The organism is Mucilaginibacter sp. GW821-FHT07H05 (genome assembly GCF_059418485.1).
On sequence record NZ_JBWKPY010000006.1, the window covers coordinates 410,545 to 430,107 of the forward strand.

Sequence of the window (19,563 nt, forward strand, 5' to 3'; positions counted from 1 at the left end):
AGGCTGTCCTGGCTCTGTCAAAATAACATCAAATGGAGATTACTTATTCACCATACTCATGGCCGCATCGGTATACCGCGGGCCGGTATTGGGATATTTCTTTAATAAGGCCTCCAAATCGTTCAGGTCGGTTGGTGTTAATATTACGTTTACCGATTGCGCATTTTCCATCAGGTATTTACGCTTTTTGGTGCCGGGGATGGGGATGATGCCATCGCCCTGCGCTAATACCCAGGCCAGGGCTAATTGCGCCGGTGTGCACTGTTTGTCGTGCGCCAGCGTAGCAAATTCGGCAGCCAGTTTGGTGTTGTTATCATAATAATCGCCCTGGAAACGGGGAATAGTATGCCTGAAGTCGTTTGATTTTAACGCGTCGGGACTATCGGGCAAGGTAGCGCTGAACAAACCGCGCGATAGCGGGCTGAAAGGCACAAAGCCAATGCCCAGTTCCTTACAGGCGGGGATGATCTCCGCTTCCGGATCGCGGGTGAGCAGGGAATACTCGCTTTGCAAGGCCGCTATAGGATGCACTTTTACTGCCCGGCGTAAGGTTGCCGCCGATGCTTCGGACAGGCCAAGGTAGCGTACTTTGCCCTCCGTCACCAGTTGGGCCATGCCGCCTACCATTTCTTCAACAGGTACATTTGGGTCGATACGGTGAGCGTAGTACAGGTCTATTACTTCAACATTCAAACGCTTCAGGCTGCCCTCAACCGCTTTGCGCATATAAGCCGGTGAGCCATCGAATGCGCGCAGACTACCGTCGGTTTGAGGTACAAAACCAAATTTGGTAGCAATAAATACCTTATCGCGGTTAGGGGCCAGCACCCTGGCAATCAGTTCCTCGTTAATATGCGGGCCGTAAATATCGGCGGTATCCCAAAAGTTAATGCCCAGTTCAATGGCCAGGTTCAATACTTCAATAGATTCCGCATCGTCGCGTGTGCCATAAGCATGCGACATGCCCATGCAGCCCAGGCCAATGGCCGAAAGTTTTTCGCCGGTATTACCTAATTCCCTGTATTTCATTTTTCTTTAGTTCATGGTTAATAGTTGATGGTTCATAGCCATCTGCAAACATTTTCACTATGATCTATGAACCATCAACCATGAACTTCTGTTTACTCAATAATAGCAAATTGCGATAAACTGACAAACTCCTGAATGCGGGCAGCTACTTCTGCCTGGGTCAGGTTCTTCAACTTTTCAGTCCCGAATTTTTCTACGCAGAACGATGCCAATGCCGATCCGTAGATAATGGCATTCTTCATATTATTAAAGTTAATGGTGCCCACCTTGGCCAGGTAGCCTATAAAACCACCCGCAAAGGTATCGCCGGCGCCGGTTGGATCAAATACATCGGCCAAAGGCAGGGCCGGTGCCGAAAAGATCAGGTCATCACTGAACAATAGCGCGCCATGTTCTCCTTTTTTAATGATCAAGTATTTAGGCCCCATAGCCAGTATTTTACGGGCGGCCTTTACTAACGAATACTCGCCCGATAGCTGGCGTGCTTCGGCATCGTTAATCGTAAGTACGTCTATCAGCTTAATCGTTTCCAGCAGATCTTCCATGGCAATGTCCATCCAAAAATTCATAGTGTCCATTACAATCAGTTTTGGGCGTTTCTTTAATCGCTTAATAACCGTTTGCTGAATTTGTGGCGTTAAGTTACCCAGCATCAGGTATTCGCAGTCCTGATAACTATCAGGGATGATGGGATCAAAATCGGCCAGTACGTTTAACTCGGTGATCAGGGTATCACGGCTGTTCATATCGTTATGATATTTGCCGCTCCAAAAAAATGATTTCTCGCCTTTTTTTACCTGCAGGCCTTCGGTATCAATATTGTGCTTATTCAGGTCTTCTATTTCGAACTGTGGGAAATCATCACCTACAACAGCCACAATTTTTGTCTTATTATAAAAGTAAGAAGCCGCTAAACTGGCATAGGTTGCCGCGCCGCCAACAATTTTATCAGTCTTACCAAAAGGGGTTTCAATTGCGTCAAACGCCACAGTACCAATAACTACCAAACTCATGTAAAAATATTTTAATTTTTTTTGCGACAAATATTGTGAAATTACCTCAATAATCATACTTTTGCACACTCCAAACCGGAAAATACTCCTGAGTAGCTCAGCCGGTTAGAGCATCTGACTGTTAATCAGAGGGTCGCTGGTTCGAGCCCAGCCTCAGGAGCCTGTAAATCAATAAGTTAGCCCCACTCCGGCGAGTGGGGCTTTTTTATTTGCAGAAAATTTGCATACTTTTTTAGTAATTGCATAGCTACGGCGGGGGAATCATATTTTACGTTGATCAGACGGCCCTGCACGGGCTTATCAAGACGAAGAACGCATTGTCCTCAACTGCCGCATGGGGTACGGGGGGGCATACAGCGTGTCCGACGGCTCGGACAACACGAGCAAGATCGTGCAGGCGCTTGGCGCGGGCAATACCGCTGCGCTGTGCAGGGCGTGCCGGGACGGCGGCTACTCCGACTGGTTTCTTCCAGCCGTCAACCAACTGGTGCTGCTTGGAGTACCGCCCAATGGGGCGACCTACTGGTCTTCCACCCGAGGCGACCAACAACGCGTCCTGGGCATACGTCACCGCGCCTCCCTACAGAAACGCCTACGGAGGGGAGCCGAAGGCCGTCAAGCACGAAGTCCGCCCGATAAGAGCGTTTTAGGCTGGCTAAGGAATTTTGGTTTAAATGATATGCCCGCTGACCGCTGTAACGGGCACGCAGGTTTCCGTCAAGGCGTGGAGCGCGTCGGGCGACTTCTCTCAGCTGCATGTCGTGGGCGCCGCCGGAAGCGGCACCGCCTTCGCCGTAATCGAGCTGTGGTCGTCCACGCTGCAGATGTCGCTGCCGATATCGTCCACGGATTACGCCACCGGGCGGGACACGTTCACCCGCTGAGGGGACGCGCGGTTTGGGGCCGGATACTCCTAACGCGTTCGGGGGATGGTGACACGCTTATGCCACCATCCCCTGAAATATTGTAGCGACCTTTGTAAAGGAAATGCATCGGTATTCCGGCATAAACAAACTGTGCCTATCGCGTTTCCATAATCCGGCTCCCTAAAACTGCACGCGGACAAATATTTTTCCGCGACGCTGAAAATATTGAAGACAACCCTTATCTTGGGCACAGAATGTAATATCAACCTTACCTCAGTCCATCACAAATGAAATCACCCTGGCATCGCCTTTCACCGAGCTTGAAATTTAGTTTTAACCGCGCCTGTTTGCCTCCTGCTTGTAGATCAGCATTCTGAATATTGGAACCTTTCATACAAAATCCATAAAATTATAACGTACTCCTTATCATCATGAAAAAAAACTTTTTGGCAATCATTGCCATTTTATCGGCACTTCCGTTTTTCTCAAATGCACAAACATGGTCTGGTTCAACGCCAGGAGACATCTATTACAATTCTGGCAGCGTGGGCATCGGTACTGCGGGGTCACCGGGCACAAAGTTTGAAGTGAAAGGGGCCACAACCACTACGCCCACCGTCTTTTTGCGAAATTCGAGCTACGGCAGCACGGATGCATCGGGCACTTCCGCATTGGGGCTGTATTTTGCAAATCATGGTGCGGTCAAAATAGAAGCGTCAAAGTACACAACCAACATTAGCGATCTGAAATTTTATGGGGAGTACGGTTATAACATCCCGTCACTCATCATGACTCTGCACCCGACGAGCGCATCCGGCGGCTATGTCGGTATCGGCACTACAAACCCAATTGGCAACCTCGATGTAAGAGGTAATTTTTTTATCGGGACAACCGACTTTGCGATCGCCAGTACTGGATCCATTATTCAAATCGACCAGGGGGCGAGTACCGGAAATACCTATTCACGCATCAGGGCTTTTAGTAATGGTGGGGCACAGGTAAATAACTTGGTTTTGCAAAGCGATGGGGGCAACGTCGGCGTAGGCACGGATAATCCGATTTCCCTTTTTCAGGTTGACGACGGCTGCACGAAGGCGAGCATCGGCGATGCCAGCGGCCCGGCCCTCAATTACGGCACGAGCTACCTCGGCTTTAACGCCGCCAGGAGCGGCACCTCGTGGACCATGCACAGCGACGGCGTCAACAACGGCGGCGGCGTCATATACAACGACATCTTCGGCAACATGAACTTCGCGACCATCGCGTCGACGGCAAGCGCCTCAAACCAGGTCTTGTCCGACGCGACTGTCAAGGGCAATATCTACCTGCAAATTACTAAAACCGGGATAGTTCGTGTTAAAGCAATTAAGGCAGAAACGGCCAACTGGCCGGATTATGTCTTCAAAAAAGAATACAAGCTGCCGAGCCTCGCGTCGGTCAAGGCCTACATCGACAAAAACCAACACCTGCCGGAGATGCCTTCCGAGCAGGATGTGGCCAAAAACGGCATTGACCTGGGTGAGATGGTTAAACTCCAAACAAAAAAGATCGAAGAGCTAACCCTCTATTTACTCAAAGAAAACGAGGCAAAACAAGCGCAACAAAAAGAGATAAATGAATTGCGCAGACAAGTGGAAACTTTATTGAAAAAGAAATCGTAAAAAGCATTTGATTTCTATCTGTTGAAATTCACCATAAACACTTATCACATCATGAAAAAAACTCTTTTGGCAGTTATTGCCATCCTTTCGGCACTTCCGTTTATTTCAAAGGCTCAAACATGGTCTGGTTCAACACCAGGTAATATTTATTACAATTCTGGCAACGTCGGCCTGGGAACAACAACCCCCATATCTGGCGGATCTGCCGCTTCATGGCTCACAGTCAATGGCTCGTCCAGTTACAGCGGCGGCGTGGCATACGCGATAGGCGGGGATGTCAAGGGATTTAGCTATATAGCCCCGGACGGTTTATTGACCCAGCAATCTCTATATACGGGTCAAAAATTTGTTGTTAATACATCTACTACCGCTATGACAATTCTTACAGATGGCAATGTCGGCATCGGCACGACAAGCCCTTCTGCAAAGCTCGATATTGATGGGAATCAAAGACTAAATGGAGATTTATTATTCGCGGGTGACCAGACAGCATATTTTATTAAGGGTCCTGGTAATGGCGGAGCAATACGTATTCGATCTAACATAGGCGCTGCGGTAGATAGGAATATTCAATTCGGCAATGTAGATAACAATGGTAGTTGGCACAGTTACATGATTGTTGATCAAAGCGGCAATGTCGGCATCGGTACAACCAATCCCGATCAATTATTATCCGTAAAAGGTGTCGTCCACAGCCAGGTGGTAAAGGTTGACATGACAGGCTGGTCGGATTACGTCTTTATGCCTGGGTACAAATTGCCTTCTCTCGCATCAGTAAAAGCATACGTTGATTTAAACTATCATTTGCCGGAGATACCGTCCGAACAGGAGATAACCAAAAACGGCCTGGATCTGGGCGAAATAAACAAGCTGTTGCTGAAGAAGGTGGAGGAGTTGACCTTGTATTTGATTGAGAAAGATAAAAAGGATGCTGAACAGCAAAAAGAAATTGACGTGCTAAAACGTCAAATGAAAAGCCGCAAACACTAATCTTACCAAACATAAAAATCATTATTGACAATCGTTGCCCTTCTCTCAATGCGGCCGTTTGTTTTTCTAAACTTAAAATGATCATCATACCGTCCAATCACCAAATATCCTGAAGCTTATGTCAACTTCTATCAACTTGCGAGCCATCTTTTTGGCATTATTGGCCAATTTTACCTGGCTGATTGTACCAGCTAACGCTCAAAACCGAATTGAACTATCTAAAGTAATTTTACCATCGCCAAACGCAGCATCGCTTGGAAGTTTTGGGAATAACTCTAAGGGAACGTATAATGGAGTACCAGAGATATCCATTCCATTGTTTCAAAATTTCTTTCCCAATCAAGCAGGAAATATTGTGTTAAGTTATGATGCGTCTGGCACAAAAGCGGCGCAGGAAGCCAGTTGGGTGGGTCTGGGATGGTCTCTGGCTTATGGTGGCGGTGTAATAACGCGGACCGTGCGTGCAATGGATGACCTTTACAGTGGAGGGTATCATACAATAGACACGCTTCCCTCCGAAAGTGCTTTGTCTAATTTATACAGTACGCATGGCGCTTCAGATCCCAATTTTTATTTATCAACATATCTCGCGTCAGTACGCAATGGCTTGGTAGACACCGAGCCAGACATTTTTAATTTTAGTATTGGTAACTATAATGGGAAATTTGTTTTCGATAAAGTTTCCAAGGGATCATCAATATTGCAACTGGAGGGGTCAAACTTAAAAATAATATACCTGAATCCAGGCTGGCAGATAATCGATGGTGACGGTAATAAGTATTATTTTAACACGCAGGAATCAGCACTTGATTGGTCGACAACAACCGAAAGCGAAACTTTCTATAACCCATCGCTCAATGATTTTGTCAACAACAGCAGTATCCCCCACAATATTATTACAGCCTGGTATTTGGATTCAATTGTCACATCAAAATCCGAAAAAATACTATTCTCTTACTCGGCGGAGCAGAGCTTAAGTTTAATGCATAAATCCGAAGAAGAGTATACTTTGATGCAGGTCGTAAATGGATGCGCTCCTGGCATTGCGAACCCTTTGCACAGTTACACAGCCTCGCAACAGATACTTTACAACGATTTACCGGATAACATAACCTTCCCCAACGGATCAATGGAATTCCATAAAGCTTCGCGATTGGATATAAAGGATGTTTCCGGGGCGAATAGCTCCTCGCGTTTAGACTATATCATCGAAAAAGACAGGCAAGGCGCAGTGCTCAAAAAAATCCAATTTTACTATTCCTATTTCAACCAGAATGATTTTGATGCTACTAATAAAAGATTAAAGCTTGACTCGGTAAAGGACGTTTCCGATGCCTTGCATCCATTGACAGCTTATAGGATGAGTTATAACAACCCGGACGCATTGCCCCCAAAATTGACCAAAGCTGTTGATCATTGGGGGTATTTTAACAACCAGACAGACAGCCAAACGATGCTTGTTGCTGCAGCCACATCCCAGCCTTATTTTAAATCGTTTCAAGGGACGAGCCGCCGACCGGATACTTCGTTGACAGCTGTTCAAAACGGTGTCTTATCATCCCTTCGTTATCCGACTGGCGGTAAAACAGACTTTACCTATGAACTTAATGAATATACGAATTTATTCGGAAATGACACTTGGAATCCCAAAGATACAACCATAACGCTTGGTACATCACTTCCTAATTCAGCTGCGTCTTCAGGAAGTTTTACAATAAGCGAAACCACAGAGGTTAAATTTAATTTCAATTATTACGATCCCAATAATCCGGATTACAGGGATGAGTTTATAAGCGATTACGCTTTCCTGGACATGAACGGACAACCCTACATGACTTTTCGCAACGCGCAATATATTAATAACGGCGGTACAACCCAGCTCAATTACATCACCGAACAAACTGTTTTATTGACGCCTGGAACATATACAATCCGCCTCAACCCAGTAACGGCGACATATTATACTACATTTTCGGCACAATTCACCAAGCATGTTTACTTGGCACAAAGAAAGGGCGGCGGTCTTCGAATCAAGCGGGTCGAAAATTATGACGGATTGGGCAATAAAACGGTGAAAAGATTTCTTTACAATGACGGCTCGTTATCAAGCGGGCTAGTACTTGAGCCTAAAGGCTATGATTTTCTTGCTGAAGTCGGGGGCTCCAGCATCTGTTCCGGCGGTGGTTCTTTCCCCTTTTTGGGATACTACTATGCCCGCTGCTCAAGTTCAACACATGTTGAGGGCTTCACGCGAAGCGGTACGATTGGATATGGTAAGGTGACCGAACTATCAGGAGAAAACGGTGAGAATGGAAAGATTGAATACGCCTTTTTTAATTATGCACCCTCATATATTCAGGTGCCATATATTCCCAGTTCAGTGCACCCTTTAAACGGTAAGTTGATTGCCGTAAAATATTATGATTCAGGAAATACTTTGAAGAGAAAAGCTCAGTATGATTTTGGCTCTGTGATAAACCAATGGCAAAGCATTCCAGGCATGAAACTATTGAGTTTCCCCTGGACCACGACCGGTTTTTATACAACTCTATATGCTAATGCTACCATGTGGTCGCCTGTGACCCAAGAAACTGAAGTAGACTACTTTGGTGTCGATTCGATAAAAACGGTAAAAAAATATTTTTTTGACAATTCGGTGCACAAACAAATTACAAAAATGGAGCAGCAATTATCTGCCGGAGATACCCTTACTACCACTTACAAGTACCCGGATGATTTAAAGTTATCGGGAAGCCCCAATGTATACAACGCTATGTCGGACCGCAACTTCCAAAATTCAGTGGTTGAACAATCTGTAAGCAAAAATGGGCAGTTTCTCACGCTTAAGCGTACCAACTTCGATTTCTGGAAGGATAATTCGTGGAGTGATAATACCGCAAAACTAATTTTGCCGAAATTGATTGAGACAAAACAGTTGGGCGGAAATACAGAATCTAGGATACTTTATAAAAGCTACGATAACTTCGGTAATCTTTTGGGTCAATCATTAGCTAACGGAACCGACCTGTCCTATCAGTGGGGCTATAACAGCCAATATCCTATAGCCGAGTGCAAGAACGCGTCGAATACGGAGTTTTATACGGAGAACTACGAGGAAGCCAGCGGCGCGGCTACGGGGGCTGCCCATACCGGTAATAAATACAGCACCAGTGCCTCGGTAAGCTGGACGCGCCCGAACAGCCGTGCATATGTAATCGACTACTGGTACCTGGACGGCACAATATGGAAGTATAAACAGGATAACTATATGGCAAACACCTATACCATGACCGGCGGTAGCGGCTATGACGATGTGCGGATCTATCCAAAAGACGCCCAGATAACGACCTACACGTACGACCCCTTAGTGGGGATGACCAGCGCTATCGATACCAAGGGGCAAACCACCTATTACGAGTACGATCCTTTCCAGCGATTGGTCAACATTAAAGACCAGTACGGCAATATTGTAAAGCATACCGATTACCACTACCAGAACCAATAACCTGAACAGTCATGATACAAACCGATCACACGATAGCGGGCAAAAAGCCCAGGGCAAAAAACAGGGGCATATCAGCTGTTATGGCCGCTTGCTGCCTGCTGCTTTGCATTCAGGGCGCAAAGGCGCAAACCTACGTATCCAGCGGTACTATGACGGGGACACCCGCCGCAGGCACCTATTACAATAACAGCAGCATCCTGCTCACTGATTTCAGCTTTACGGCTACAACCGGCAATTCTCTGCTGATCTATGTTACACCCTGCGTACCCTTATCGACAGTATTAAGCGGCACGCAGAATTATATCAGTACGATTGTGCCGCGCATTGCCGGTTACAACCCGGCCATCAGCACCTACACTACCTGCGATGCCATGCAAACGGTGCAATATATCGACGGGCTGGGCCGTCCGCTGCAAACGGTGCAGGTAAAAGGTAACCCGGATGCCAGCAAAGATGTAATTGCGCCCAATGCCTATGACGCTTTCGGGCGCGAGGCCACCAAATACCTGCCCTATACGCAAAGCACAAGTACGCCGGGTGCATACCGCCCGGCTGCTATTAGCGAACAGGCCGGTTTTTATGGTTTATCGAATCAAAACTATAAAAATATAACCAGCCCCTTCGCGATCACCGTATTCGAGCCCTCACCGCTGAACCGGGTGCTGGAACAAGGCGCGCCGGGCGATACCTGGCAGCCGTCCGGCAGCCGCACCAGTACCGCCGGACGGACGGTAGTAATGGAATATACAACTAATAACACCACCGCTTTAACCGATACGGCTAATACCCGCCGGGTAGCGCTGTACACGGCCGCTATCAACAGCAATGGCAGCCGCACCCTCACCAGGGGCGGTACCAATACCGCCGTATATGATGCCGGTCAGCTAACGGTCACTGTCAGTAAAGATGAGAACTGGACCAGCGGCCGGGCCGGCACGATGGAGGAATACAAAGACAAAGAAGGTCACGTCGTATTGAAACGCACTTTTAACTATAAAAGCGGTGCGCTGGAAATGTTATCCACCTATTACGTGTATGATGACATGGGGCAACTGGCCTTTGTGCTGCCACCGGGCGCCGACCCGGACAATACGGCAGGCATAGACCCAGCCAAGTTGAACAACCTGTGCTACCAGTACCGTTACGATGAGCGGAACCGGTTAAGCCAGAAGAAGCTGCCGGGCAAGGGTTGGGACATGATGGTCTACAACCAGCTGGATCAGCCGGTACTGAGCCAGGACAGCACCCAGCGGCTCAGCAACCAGTGGACGGTAAGCAAATATGACGCCCTGGGCCGTACGATCATGACCGGGCTTTGGAATGCCGGCAGCGCCATCGCGCAAAGCACCCTGCAGGCCAGCATCTATGCCGGGGCGCAGTACGATGCCAGGGATTACGGCAGTACCACCACCGGTTACACCATCAGCAGCTACCCGGCCACGCTGAACGATATCCTGAGCATCAGCTATTACGATGATTACAGTATCCCCAACCTGCCGGCAGTCTACGATCAGCACAGCAGCTACAGTACCATGACCCGTGGATTGCCCACAGCCAGTAAAACGGCCATCCTGAACCCTGGCGGCACCGTTGATACTGCTATGCTTTGGAGCGTACAGTATTATGATGACAAGGGAAGAAGCGTAAAAAGCTATGCGCAGCATTACCTGAACGGCGTGGTGAGCAATTATAATTACGACGATATCACTACCGCTTACGATTTCACCAACGCCGTCACCAGCACCACCCGCCTGCATTATGCTAAGAACAGCGGCAACACCGCGGCCGTGCTGGCCTTAACCGTAGCCAATACCTACGAGTACGACCATATGGGCCGCAAGGTAAAAAGCTGGGAACAGATTAACGGGGGCACCAATGTGCTGCTGAGCAAAACAGACTTTAACGAGGTAGGGCAATTGTACAAAAAATACCTGCACAGCGCCAATGGCGGCACCTCCTTTTTACAGGATGTGACCTATAACTATAACGAGCGCGGCTGGTTAAGCAAAAGCAATGCCGGGCTGTTTGAAGAACAGTTACAGTATAACAGCGTAAACAATATCAGCGGCATAACGCCCACCGCGCAGTATAACGGCAATATCGCCAGCCAAAGCTGGGGCACCAGCGCGACGCCCAATACCACCAGCTATACCTATGCTTATGATAAGCTGAACCGGCTGACGGCGGGTACCTCTACCGATAACTACAACGAGAGCGGCATTACTTACGATGTGCTGGGCAATATCAAAACCCTGCAGCGCACCTGGAACGGGAGCAGCAACATGATCGATAACCTGACCTACACTTATGCCATGAGTGGTAACAATACCAACCAGCTGCAAAGCGTCAGTGACGCGTCAGGCGATACGGGGCCATTCGGCTATAAAGCGGGCAGCTATACCTATAGTTATGACGGTAATGGCAATATGGCGACCGACAATAGCAAGAGCCTGGCAATAACCTACAACATGCTGAACCTGCCTAAAACCAATACCATCACAGGTACAAACGCGGGCATGATCAGCTATGTATATGATGCCGCAGGGCAGAAGCTAAGGAAACTATCCACCCAGGGCAGCGGCTCCGTTACTGAATATATCGGCGGGATCCAGTACGAGGGTAACACCATCAGCTTTGTGCAAACCGAAGAGGGGCGGGTACTGAACCCGGCCACCAGCCCCAATTACGAGTACAGTCTGACGGACCATTTGGGGAATGCCCGGGTTACCTTTGATAGTTTTGGCGGCGCAGGCGCGGCTAAACAAACCGACGATTATATGCCTTTCGGGATGGATATTGCCAAGGGCACCATACCCAGCCAGAAAAACAATTATCTTTACAATAAGAAGGAGCTGCAGGATGGCTTAGGTCAGTATGATTACGGGGCCAGGTTTTATGATCCCGTAATTGGGAGGTGGACGAGTGTTGATCCTAAAAGTGAAGTTTTTCAACATTGGTCTCCTTATAATTATGCTTCGAACGATCCTATCTCAATTACCGATCCAGATGGTAACGCGGGAGAATCCTTCAGAACAAGATATGTGGATCCAAATGGGAACGAAATCTTAAACACGCATGATGGACGCAACGATGTTTACGTAGTTCCGTGGGATAGACGATCTAACTTCGAAGAGAATATAGCATTATGGCAGGATCGCTATCCGGGACTTCTCAATTCGCAAGGATGGAATAACTACTGGCGTGGGGAATTCACCCAGGTAATCAGTGCTTACGCATGGGATCATTATGCCTTTGGTTATGAGGGTTTAAGCTTGCAACTTAAAGGCGAGTGGATTAAACAATTTATTACACATGACCCTGCCGACCGGAAGAAATTCATGACAGACTATATTAAATCCCAATGGAGTGATCCCGTAGTAGTGGTAGGATCTATAATAGCGTTTGCAGATGCTGGTGTACGACCAATTCCGCTAACCATTGAAGAAGTAATGGACAACCCTAATGCTTTGAGAGGTAGAACTCCTGAAAGTGTTGAACAACAAATTGGTAAGACGCAAAACTGGAAGGTTGAAAAACTCGGAAAAGGATCAAAAAAAGGCCAAGGATGGGTGTTAAGAGAGTATAATGCTAACGGACAACCTACAGGCAGAGTAATGCGTTGGCACCCAGGTGGCGGGCATCATGGCCCTGACCCATATTATAAAGTAAGCAATGGCAGTACAACAAGTGGAGAAATTAGGCCCGCTCCAGCTAATAAATAAAAAAATGAATGAATTATTGACTAACTCAATTAAATTGATGGCGGCTAGTTCTAACGAGCAGAGAGAATGGTTAAAAAAAGCTGGATCATTTCCCTGTACAGATGAAATCGCGCTTCTATTTGATGATTGTTTTCAAGGTTTACAAGTTCAAGGCAATAATTGCTTATCGAGTTCTATCTTAAATAAACTTAATAAAATAAACATAATCCTTGACGTTGCCAGTGAACATAGTGATTCAGACACCTGGGATGAAAAATCGTTAGATTATCAGCCTTGGACAGAGATAAGAGCACTTGCTATTTCAATATTAGAAGAAGCATCGAGTCTCCATTAGGTCCCTCCGCTACCGCAAGCGTCCTTAGCTTGTGGTACGTGGGACAAGTATGCGATAAGTTTAACCCTAACCCTAACTGGCGCGAGTATGCAGCGTTGACAAAAGCGTAGTGTACTCGTGCCTTAACAATTAATACCAAGCCCAGCCTAACCAGCTGGGCTTTTACTTTTTACCGTATTTAGCCCAACCAGCTGCAAAGCGTCAGTGACGCATCGGCCGATACCGGGCCATTCGGCTATAAAACGGGTAGTTATACCTATAGCTATGACGGCAATGGCAATATGACCGCGGACAACAGCAAGGGCCTGACGGTGAACTATAACCTGTTTAACCTGCCCCGGGTAAACACCCTGCCGGGCGGCACCATCAGCTATACCTATAATGCTGCGGGGCAGAAGCTGCGGAAGGTGAGCACCATCGGCAGCGGCACCACCACGGATTACGTTGGCGGGATCCAGTACGAGGGCAATACCATCAGCTTTGTGCAAACCGAAGAAGGGCGGGTGTTGAACCCAACCACCAGCCCCAACTACGAATACAGCCTGACGGACCATTTGGGGAATGCCCGGGTTACATTTGATAGTTTTGGCGGTGCAGGCGCGGCTAAACAAACCGACGATTATATGCCTTTCGGGATGGATATTGCCAAGGGCACCATACCCAGCCAGAAAAACAATTATCTTTACAATAAGAAGGAGCTGCAGGATGGCTTAGGCCAGTATGATTACGGGGCCAGGTTTTATGATCCGGTGATCGGGCGATGGACGGCGGTGGATCCGCTGGCGGAAGATGTAGAACATTTAACACCATATAACTACGGGGAAAATAATCCAATATTGATGAACGATCCTGATGGGATGGCTGCGGATAGCGTAAATAAACAAAAGCCGGGACTTCCACCGGTCAATTTACCTGAAGTAGTAATTAAATCTGGGCCACATAAAGGCTTAGTTGCGATAACAGTAACTCCGTGGCTGGGGAATTATCCCTCGCATATAGAATATAGATTGCCACAAGCGGTCTTAGAAGCGAATAGAGCTGAGGCATTGGCTTTTTTAAGTAAGTATACAGAAGTTGGTGCAACAGTCACAGTAATTACGAGTTTGCTTAATATAAATAACGAACTTAGGCTATCGAAATCAGGCACACCCAGGGCTAAAAAAGTGGTAAACAATTAAGAAAAGAATGGGAAAAAGCAACGGGTAAAAAATGGCCCAAAGAACCAGGAGATCCAAATAGAAACCAAGTAGCTCATCATAAAAAACCCTTAGCGGATGGAGGAGAAGATGGTTACCCTAATATTGAGCCTAAGCCCGCGGCTGATCATAGGGCATGGCATCAGATGCTTGGCGATTTTGTACGATGGGGTTCGAGAAGAATAGAAGACGTAGATTAATTATAATATGAAATATCCATTAGAATATAACAAGATTACTGTTAATACAGAGTTTTATAATGAGCTTATTAAGACTCATGAAGAAGCACAGGCATACCTTGAGAGATTTCTTTGGTGTCGTAAAATTATACGAAGTAGTGTCTATTTAAATTTAGGATCAACTTTATGCATATTTCTTTTTGAAATTGAGAATAGTGCAAGTAAATCCGATAATTACTTATGGGTAATTGCAGGAGATATCCCACCAATGTACTTAGATATATATGGGCCAAAGACGACCAAGCAAGTCTTAGAAGACTATATTAAATTAGCAGAGGATTGGATAGCAAATGTAAAATCAGAAAAATCGATTAAAGATTGTTATCCGTTTAATACTAAACCAACATTGGAAATGGCTGAATTATTACAAAAAAGAACGTTATTCATGAAAAATACACTCATTGATAGCATAGATGATATACCAATCTTGATACAGTCTTGATATTTATCCTCAAGCCCCATCCTGGCGCGAGTATGCAGCGCTGGCAAAAGCATTGTGTACCCATGCTTTAAAATACCAAGCCCAGCCACAACTGGGCTTTTACTTTGAGTAGGCTTTCTTAGCTTTATAATCTCTTAACAAGGCAACTATGCTTTTCAAAACCCCTGAAGGCGAAAGGATAAGCCTGGTAAAAAAGGCCGCGATGTACAACATTAAGCATATGGGGAAAACATTCAAGCCCCAACCTCTTGTTGCAGGTAAAAAAATACCTCTTTTATTGTATGGGTCGATGTGGCATGACTCGAGTCTTCCCAAAGATGCGGTCAGGTTCTGCATGGAGAGGCAACTAGCGCCTGATTTCAGTAGCGAAGCATTTACAAGCATGCCACACTATTACCTAATATTTGTAGAAATTACAGAAAAGCTAAAATAATATCTCAGGAGCAAATGCAAAAGCCCTTAACTTAGTTGTTAAGGGCTTTTCTGTTTTTAGCTTTTTGAAATGCTTTTGATAGGTCAATCACTTAATTTAATTTGCGATACATCATACCTCAAAAGTAAAAACTAAATTCGGTACCAGACCAGATTGGGAAACTGCCAGAAAGTTGGCTGACTTAAATGTGTTACTTATCCTCATTTTCTGGGTTTAATAACTGTAAATAAGCACATTATAATCTTACGGTAAACAACAAAAGTCTTTACTGAAAAGGGTTCGGATAAAATAAAAAAACCTGAAATGGTCATATTCACATTTATTTAAATTATCGGTAAATTCATTCACCCATTTCTTAAATGTCCCCGTCTTAACAGCTAACCAATTAAAATTAATATGAATAAACTTTTACAGTACGGGCATTCCTGTTGTCTGGCTTTTTTAATCTTTGTGCTACTGTCTCCCATCCTAACCCTGGCGCAGTCGAACAAAAAAATAACACTTGTCAAAGATAACATTGCGATTACGGATGTATTTAAAGAAATAAAAAAACAGACGGGGTTAATGGTTTTCTACGGGAATCAGTTGATTGACGATCGAACTACAGTCAATGCAAATTTTGTTAACTCTGCCATCGGTGATGTTCTTAAAACGGTGCTTGCTGGTAAAAACCTGACCTGGGAAATCCAGGACCAGTTCATTGTCTTAAAAAAAAACGTAACAGGTACCGTAGGAAAAACAACCAACGACACGGCAAAACCACCAGTTACAATTACAGGGCAGGTATTAGATGAAAAAGGCCTCCCGATTCCGGGAACAAATATCAGAGTAAAAGACGGAACGACCGTTGTACAGACCAATTCCTCCGGCGAATTTTCAATTCCAGTCAGCAATCCAACTTCGGCAGTTTTAGTTATAACTTTTATCGGTTACACACAGCGGGAGGTTGTTGTAGGCAATGAAACGCGGCTAATTATTAGATTGACACCGGAAAATACCGGTTTAAATGAAGTAGTGGTGATCGGCTTCGGTACTGTTAGCCGAAAAGACGTTACGGGTTCTATTTCTTCTGTAGACGCGCGTCAATTAAGAGATATGCCAATCAATTCAGCAGCGCAGGCGTTAACAGGCCGGCTGGCTGGTGTGCAGGCAACATCATCTGAAGGAGCTCCAAATTCTGACGTAAAAGTAGTCATCCGTGGAGGTGGTTCTGTGACACAGGATAATTCGCCACTGTATATTATAGACGGAGTGCAAGTTGAAAACGGACTTAACGGTATATCCCCCCAGGATATCGCATCCATCGATGTACTTAAAGATGCATCATCTACCGCTATTTATGGAGCGCGTGGTGCAAATGGTGTTGTTATTGTAACAACCAAAGGTGGCCGGAATATGAAGACCGCTGTTTCCTACAATGCTTTATTCGGAGTTAATCTGCTGGCCAATAAATTAAAGGTATTAAGCCCCTATGACTATGTGGTTTACCAGTATGAAAGATCAAGAGGAAATGGTACGGACAGTATTAGTTTTAAAAATAACTACGGTGGCTCATTTGATTCGCTCTCGGTTTATAAATCAAGAAAGGCGATTGATTGGCAGGACGAAGTATTTGGCAAAAAGGCATTGATCCAAACGCATAACCTCTCCATTACAGGCGGCGATGCTAAAACGACTTTTAATATCAGCCTGACTAAGAATCTGGAAGACGGGATCATGAAGGGTTCTGATTTTGACCGCAATCTGGCTAATATGAGGTTCGATCATTCGGTTAATTCCAAATTAAAGATCGGTTTAAACTTTCGTTACGCCAACCAGACCGTGAATGGTAGCGGCACAAGCGCAAACGGGAGCACCCAAAATTCTTACCTGAAAAACGCGATCAAGTACCGGCCCTTCCTGGTGAACCCCAACCTTGGCATCTCAGATTTTGACCCTGATTATTATAACCAGACTGCGGGAGTTGGAAACGGGGTATTTATCATTAATCCGCTGGAACTTGTCCAGGCTCAATACCGCCGCAACAATACCAAAATATATAATATTAATGGTTATGTAAATTATACATTCACGCCTTTTCTAAGCTTTAAGTCTACCGCGGGGCTGGATTACAATATCCAGCACAACGATGCATTTGACGACAGTGTTTCGCCTAATGCTATTTATGGCGGTGGTTCCAGTTTGCCACTGATCAGCGTAACCGATAATTCACAAAATACATTGAATGTATCAAACGTTTTTACCTTTACAAATAGTTCGCTGAAAGGCACATTCAATAAGAACAATGCTATCAATTTCCTGCTCGGGCAGGAAATTTATCAGATCGATAACAGGTTAGTCAATATACGCCTGCGGTACTTTCCGGCCGGTATCACTGCCGATAAGGCCCTTGGACAATACAATCTTGGTACATCTTTTCCCGGCTACCCGTCTTCTGCACTTAATGCAAGCCGGATAGCTTCATTCTTCACGCGTCTCAATTATTCTTTCAGGCAAAAGTATCTTGCCAGCTTTACGCTCCGGGCAGATGGGTCTACAAAATTTAAAGAAGGTAAGCAATGGGGCTATTTTCCTTCCGGATCGCTGGCCTGGCGTATTTCAGAGGAGCATTTCATCAAACAATTGGAGGCCGTATCCGATCTTAAATTGAGATTAAGTTACGGTAGGGCCGGCAACAACCGCATTGGCGACTTTTTATATGCAACCTTGTATAATACCAATTCAAACCCCTATGGCCTCAATGATCAGTTAGTGTCTGGCTATTCAGTAACCAAGCTCGCCAACCCAAACCTCAAATGGGAAACAACGGTATCTAAAAATATCGGACTTGATTTGGGCTTATGGAACAATCGCGTTTCATTAACTGTGGATGCTTATCAAAATGATACCCACGACTTGCTGATTAACGTGCCCATCCCCTCAACATCCGGTTATACCACACAATTGCAGAACGTTGGTTCTACACGCAACACTGGTTTGGAGTTCCAGTTGAGCGGAAGCCCGATCGCTAATAATAAGTTCCGCTGGAATGTTAATTTTAATATCTCGTTCAACCGTAACAAGATACTGGCCCTTTCTCAATATCAGGGTTATTATTATCAAAATTCAGGTTGGGGTATTTCCGGACAATTACCTGATTACATTGTCAAAGTCGGCCAGCCTGTCGGATCTATGTACGGTTTTGTAACAGATGGCTATTACAAATTGAGTGATTTTGATTATGATCCGGCTACCCGTATTTACAAGCTTAAGAGCGGAGTAGCCGACAACTCGGCAGTCCTTGGCGTGGTGCAACCGGGTGGTCTTAAATTTAAAGATATTGATGGCGACGGAAAGGTTGATGCCGATCATGACCGTACCGTCATTGGGGATGCAAATCCCAAGTTTACCGGCGGGCTTTTTCAGCAATTTACCTACAAAAATTTTGATCTCAGTGTATTCCTCAATTTTGTTTACGGAAACAGTATACTGAATGCCAATAAAATTGACTTTACAAGCAGCTATACCGGGGGGACGAATATGCTGGGCTTTGAGGCCGGCCGTTGGCGGACTATTGATAATAACGGGAATGTGATTCAGCAAGTAATAACCAGGTCTGGCCAACAAGTGGTTGTAGGTGCTTCGCCGGATGTGTTAGGCCAGGTAAACGCTAATGCCACCATTTGGCAGCCGTTACGCAACGCCAATTCTTACGTACTGCATTCATGGGCTGTAGAAGATGGTTCATTCCTTCGTGTTAATAATATTACCATGGGTTATACTTTCAAAAATTCCCTGTTCCAGAAAGCTAAAATCAAAAACTTGCGGGTTTATGCGACAGTCAATAACGTGGCATTAATCACCGGTTATTCGGGTTATGACCCTGAAGTAAATATTAGCCGGTCAACGCCAGTTACACCGGGCCTGGATTACTCGGCTTATCCACGGAGCAGGTCGTTCATTTTTGGTCTTAATCTTAACTTTTAACCAACAATCTAATGAAAAGATTTAATCAATATATATTAACTTTTACTACATGCATAAGCTTGGTTTGTGTAACTGGGTCTTGCAAAAAATACCTCAGCATAGAGCCTCAGTCTGCATTTGATGATAATTACGTTTTCAGCACAGTTCCAAATGCAACCAGTGCTTTA

The 19,563-nt window shown here is 45.6% G+C and carries 11 protein-coding genes and 1 tRNA gene; 10 read left to right on the top strand and 2 right to left on the bottom strand.

Going from position 1 to position 19,563, the window contains the following annotated elements; translation table 11 throughout:
• Positions 1-39 precede the first annotated feature (39 nt).
• The gene (locus AC07M6_RS18280; RefSeq protein WP_494891894.1) at positions 40-1,029 is read right to left on the bottom strand and encodes an aldo/keto reductase; all 990 of its coding nucleotides are present in this window, start codon (positions 1,027-1,029) and stop codon (positions 40-42) included.
• Positions 1,030-1,121: 92 nt separating this feature from the next.
• Complete coding sequence (locus AC07M6_RS18285; RefSeq protein WP_494891896.1) at positions 1,122-2,042, bottom strand: PfkB family carbohydrate kinase; 921 nt, start codon at positions 2,040-2,042, stop codon at positions 1,122-1,124.
• Between the two features lie 86 nt (positions 2,043-2,128).
• On the opposite strand from AC07M6_RS18285, the gene AC07M6_RS18290 reads away from it, so the two are divergent.
• From AC07M6_RS18290 to AC07M6_RS18335, 10 genes are all read left to right on the top strand, one after another.
• Positions 2,129-2,202: transfer RNA gene (locus AC07M6_RS18290), tRNA-Asn, on the top strand.
• Positions 2,203-3,339: 1,137 nt separating this feature from the next.
• Positions 3,340-4,569: a hypothetical protein gene (locus tag AC07M6_RS18295; protein WP_494891898.1), complete on the top strand. Its 1,230-nt coding sequence runs from the start codon at positions 3,340-3,342 to the stop codon at positions 4,567-4,569.
• 51 nt (positions 4,570-4,620) lie between these two features.
• Positions 4,621-5,559 carry a hypothetical protein gene (locus AC07M6_RS18300; RefSeq protein WP_494891900.1) on the top strand — a complete coding sequence of 313 codons (939 nt, stop codon included), beginning with the start codon at positions 4,621-4,623 and terminating at the stop codon, positions 5,557-5,559.
• A 118-nt stretch (positions 5,560-5,677) separates the two neighbouring features.
• Positions 5,678-9,064, top strand: a complete 3,387-nt coding sequence (locus AC07M6_RS18305; RefSeq protein ID WP_494891902.1) for a hypothetical protein — start codon at positions 5,678-5,680, stop codon at positions 9,062-9,064.
• Positions 9,065-9,075: 11 nt separating this feature from the next.
• A complete protein-coding gene (locus tag AC07M6_RS18310; RefSeq protein WP_494891904.1) occupies positions 9,076-12,786 on the top strand; it encodes a DUF6443 domain-containing protein in 3,711 nt (1,236 codons plus the stop codon).
• A complete protein-coding gene (locus tag AC07M6_RS18315) occupies positions 12,737-13,120 on the top strand; it encodes a hypothetical protein (protein WP_494891905.1) in 384 nt (127 codons plus the stop codon). Before AC07M6_RS18310 ends, AC07M6_RS18315 begins: the two co-directional genes overlap by 50 nt.
• 281 nt (positions 13,121-13,401) lie before the next feature.
• Entirely contained in the window at positions 13,402-14,298 is an 897-nt protein-coding gene (locus AC07M6_RS18320) for an RHS repeat domain-containing protein (protein ID WP_494891907.1), read from the top strand.
• Positions 14,299-14,523: 225 nt separating this feature from the next.
• Positions 14,524-14,997, top strand: a complete 474-nt coding sequence (locus tag AC07M6_RS18325; protein WP_494891908.1) for a hypothetical protein — start codon at positions 14,524-14,526, stop codon at positions 14,995-14,997.
• A gap of 148 nt (positions 14,998-15,145) precedes the next feature.
• Positions 15,146-15,430: a DUF5041 domain-containing protein gene (locus AC07M6_RS18330; RefSeq protein ID WP_494891910.1), complete on the top strand. Its 285-nt coding sequence runs from the start codon at positions 15,146-15,148 to the stop codon at positions 15,428-15,430.
• Positions 15,431-15,826: 396 nt separating this feature from the next.
• Positions 15,827-19,396, top strand: a complete 3,570-nt coding sequence (locus AC07M6_RS18335) for a TonB-dependent receptor (RefSeq protein ID WP_494891911.1) — start codon at positions 15,827-15,829, stop codon at positions 19,394-19,396.
• Positions 19,397-19,563: the final 167 nt, after the last annotated feature.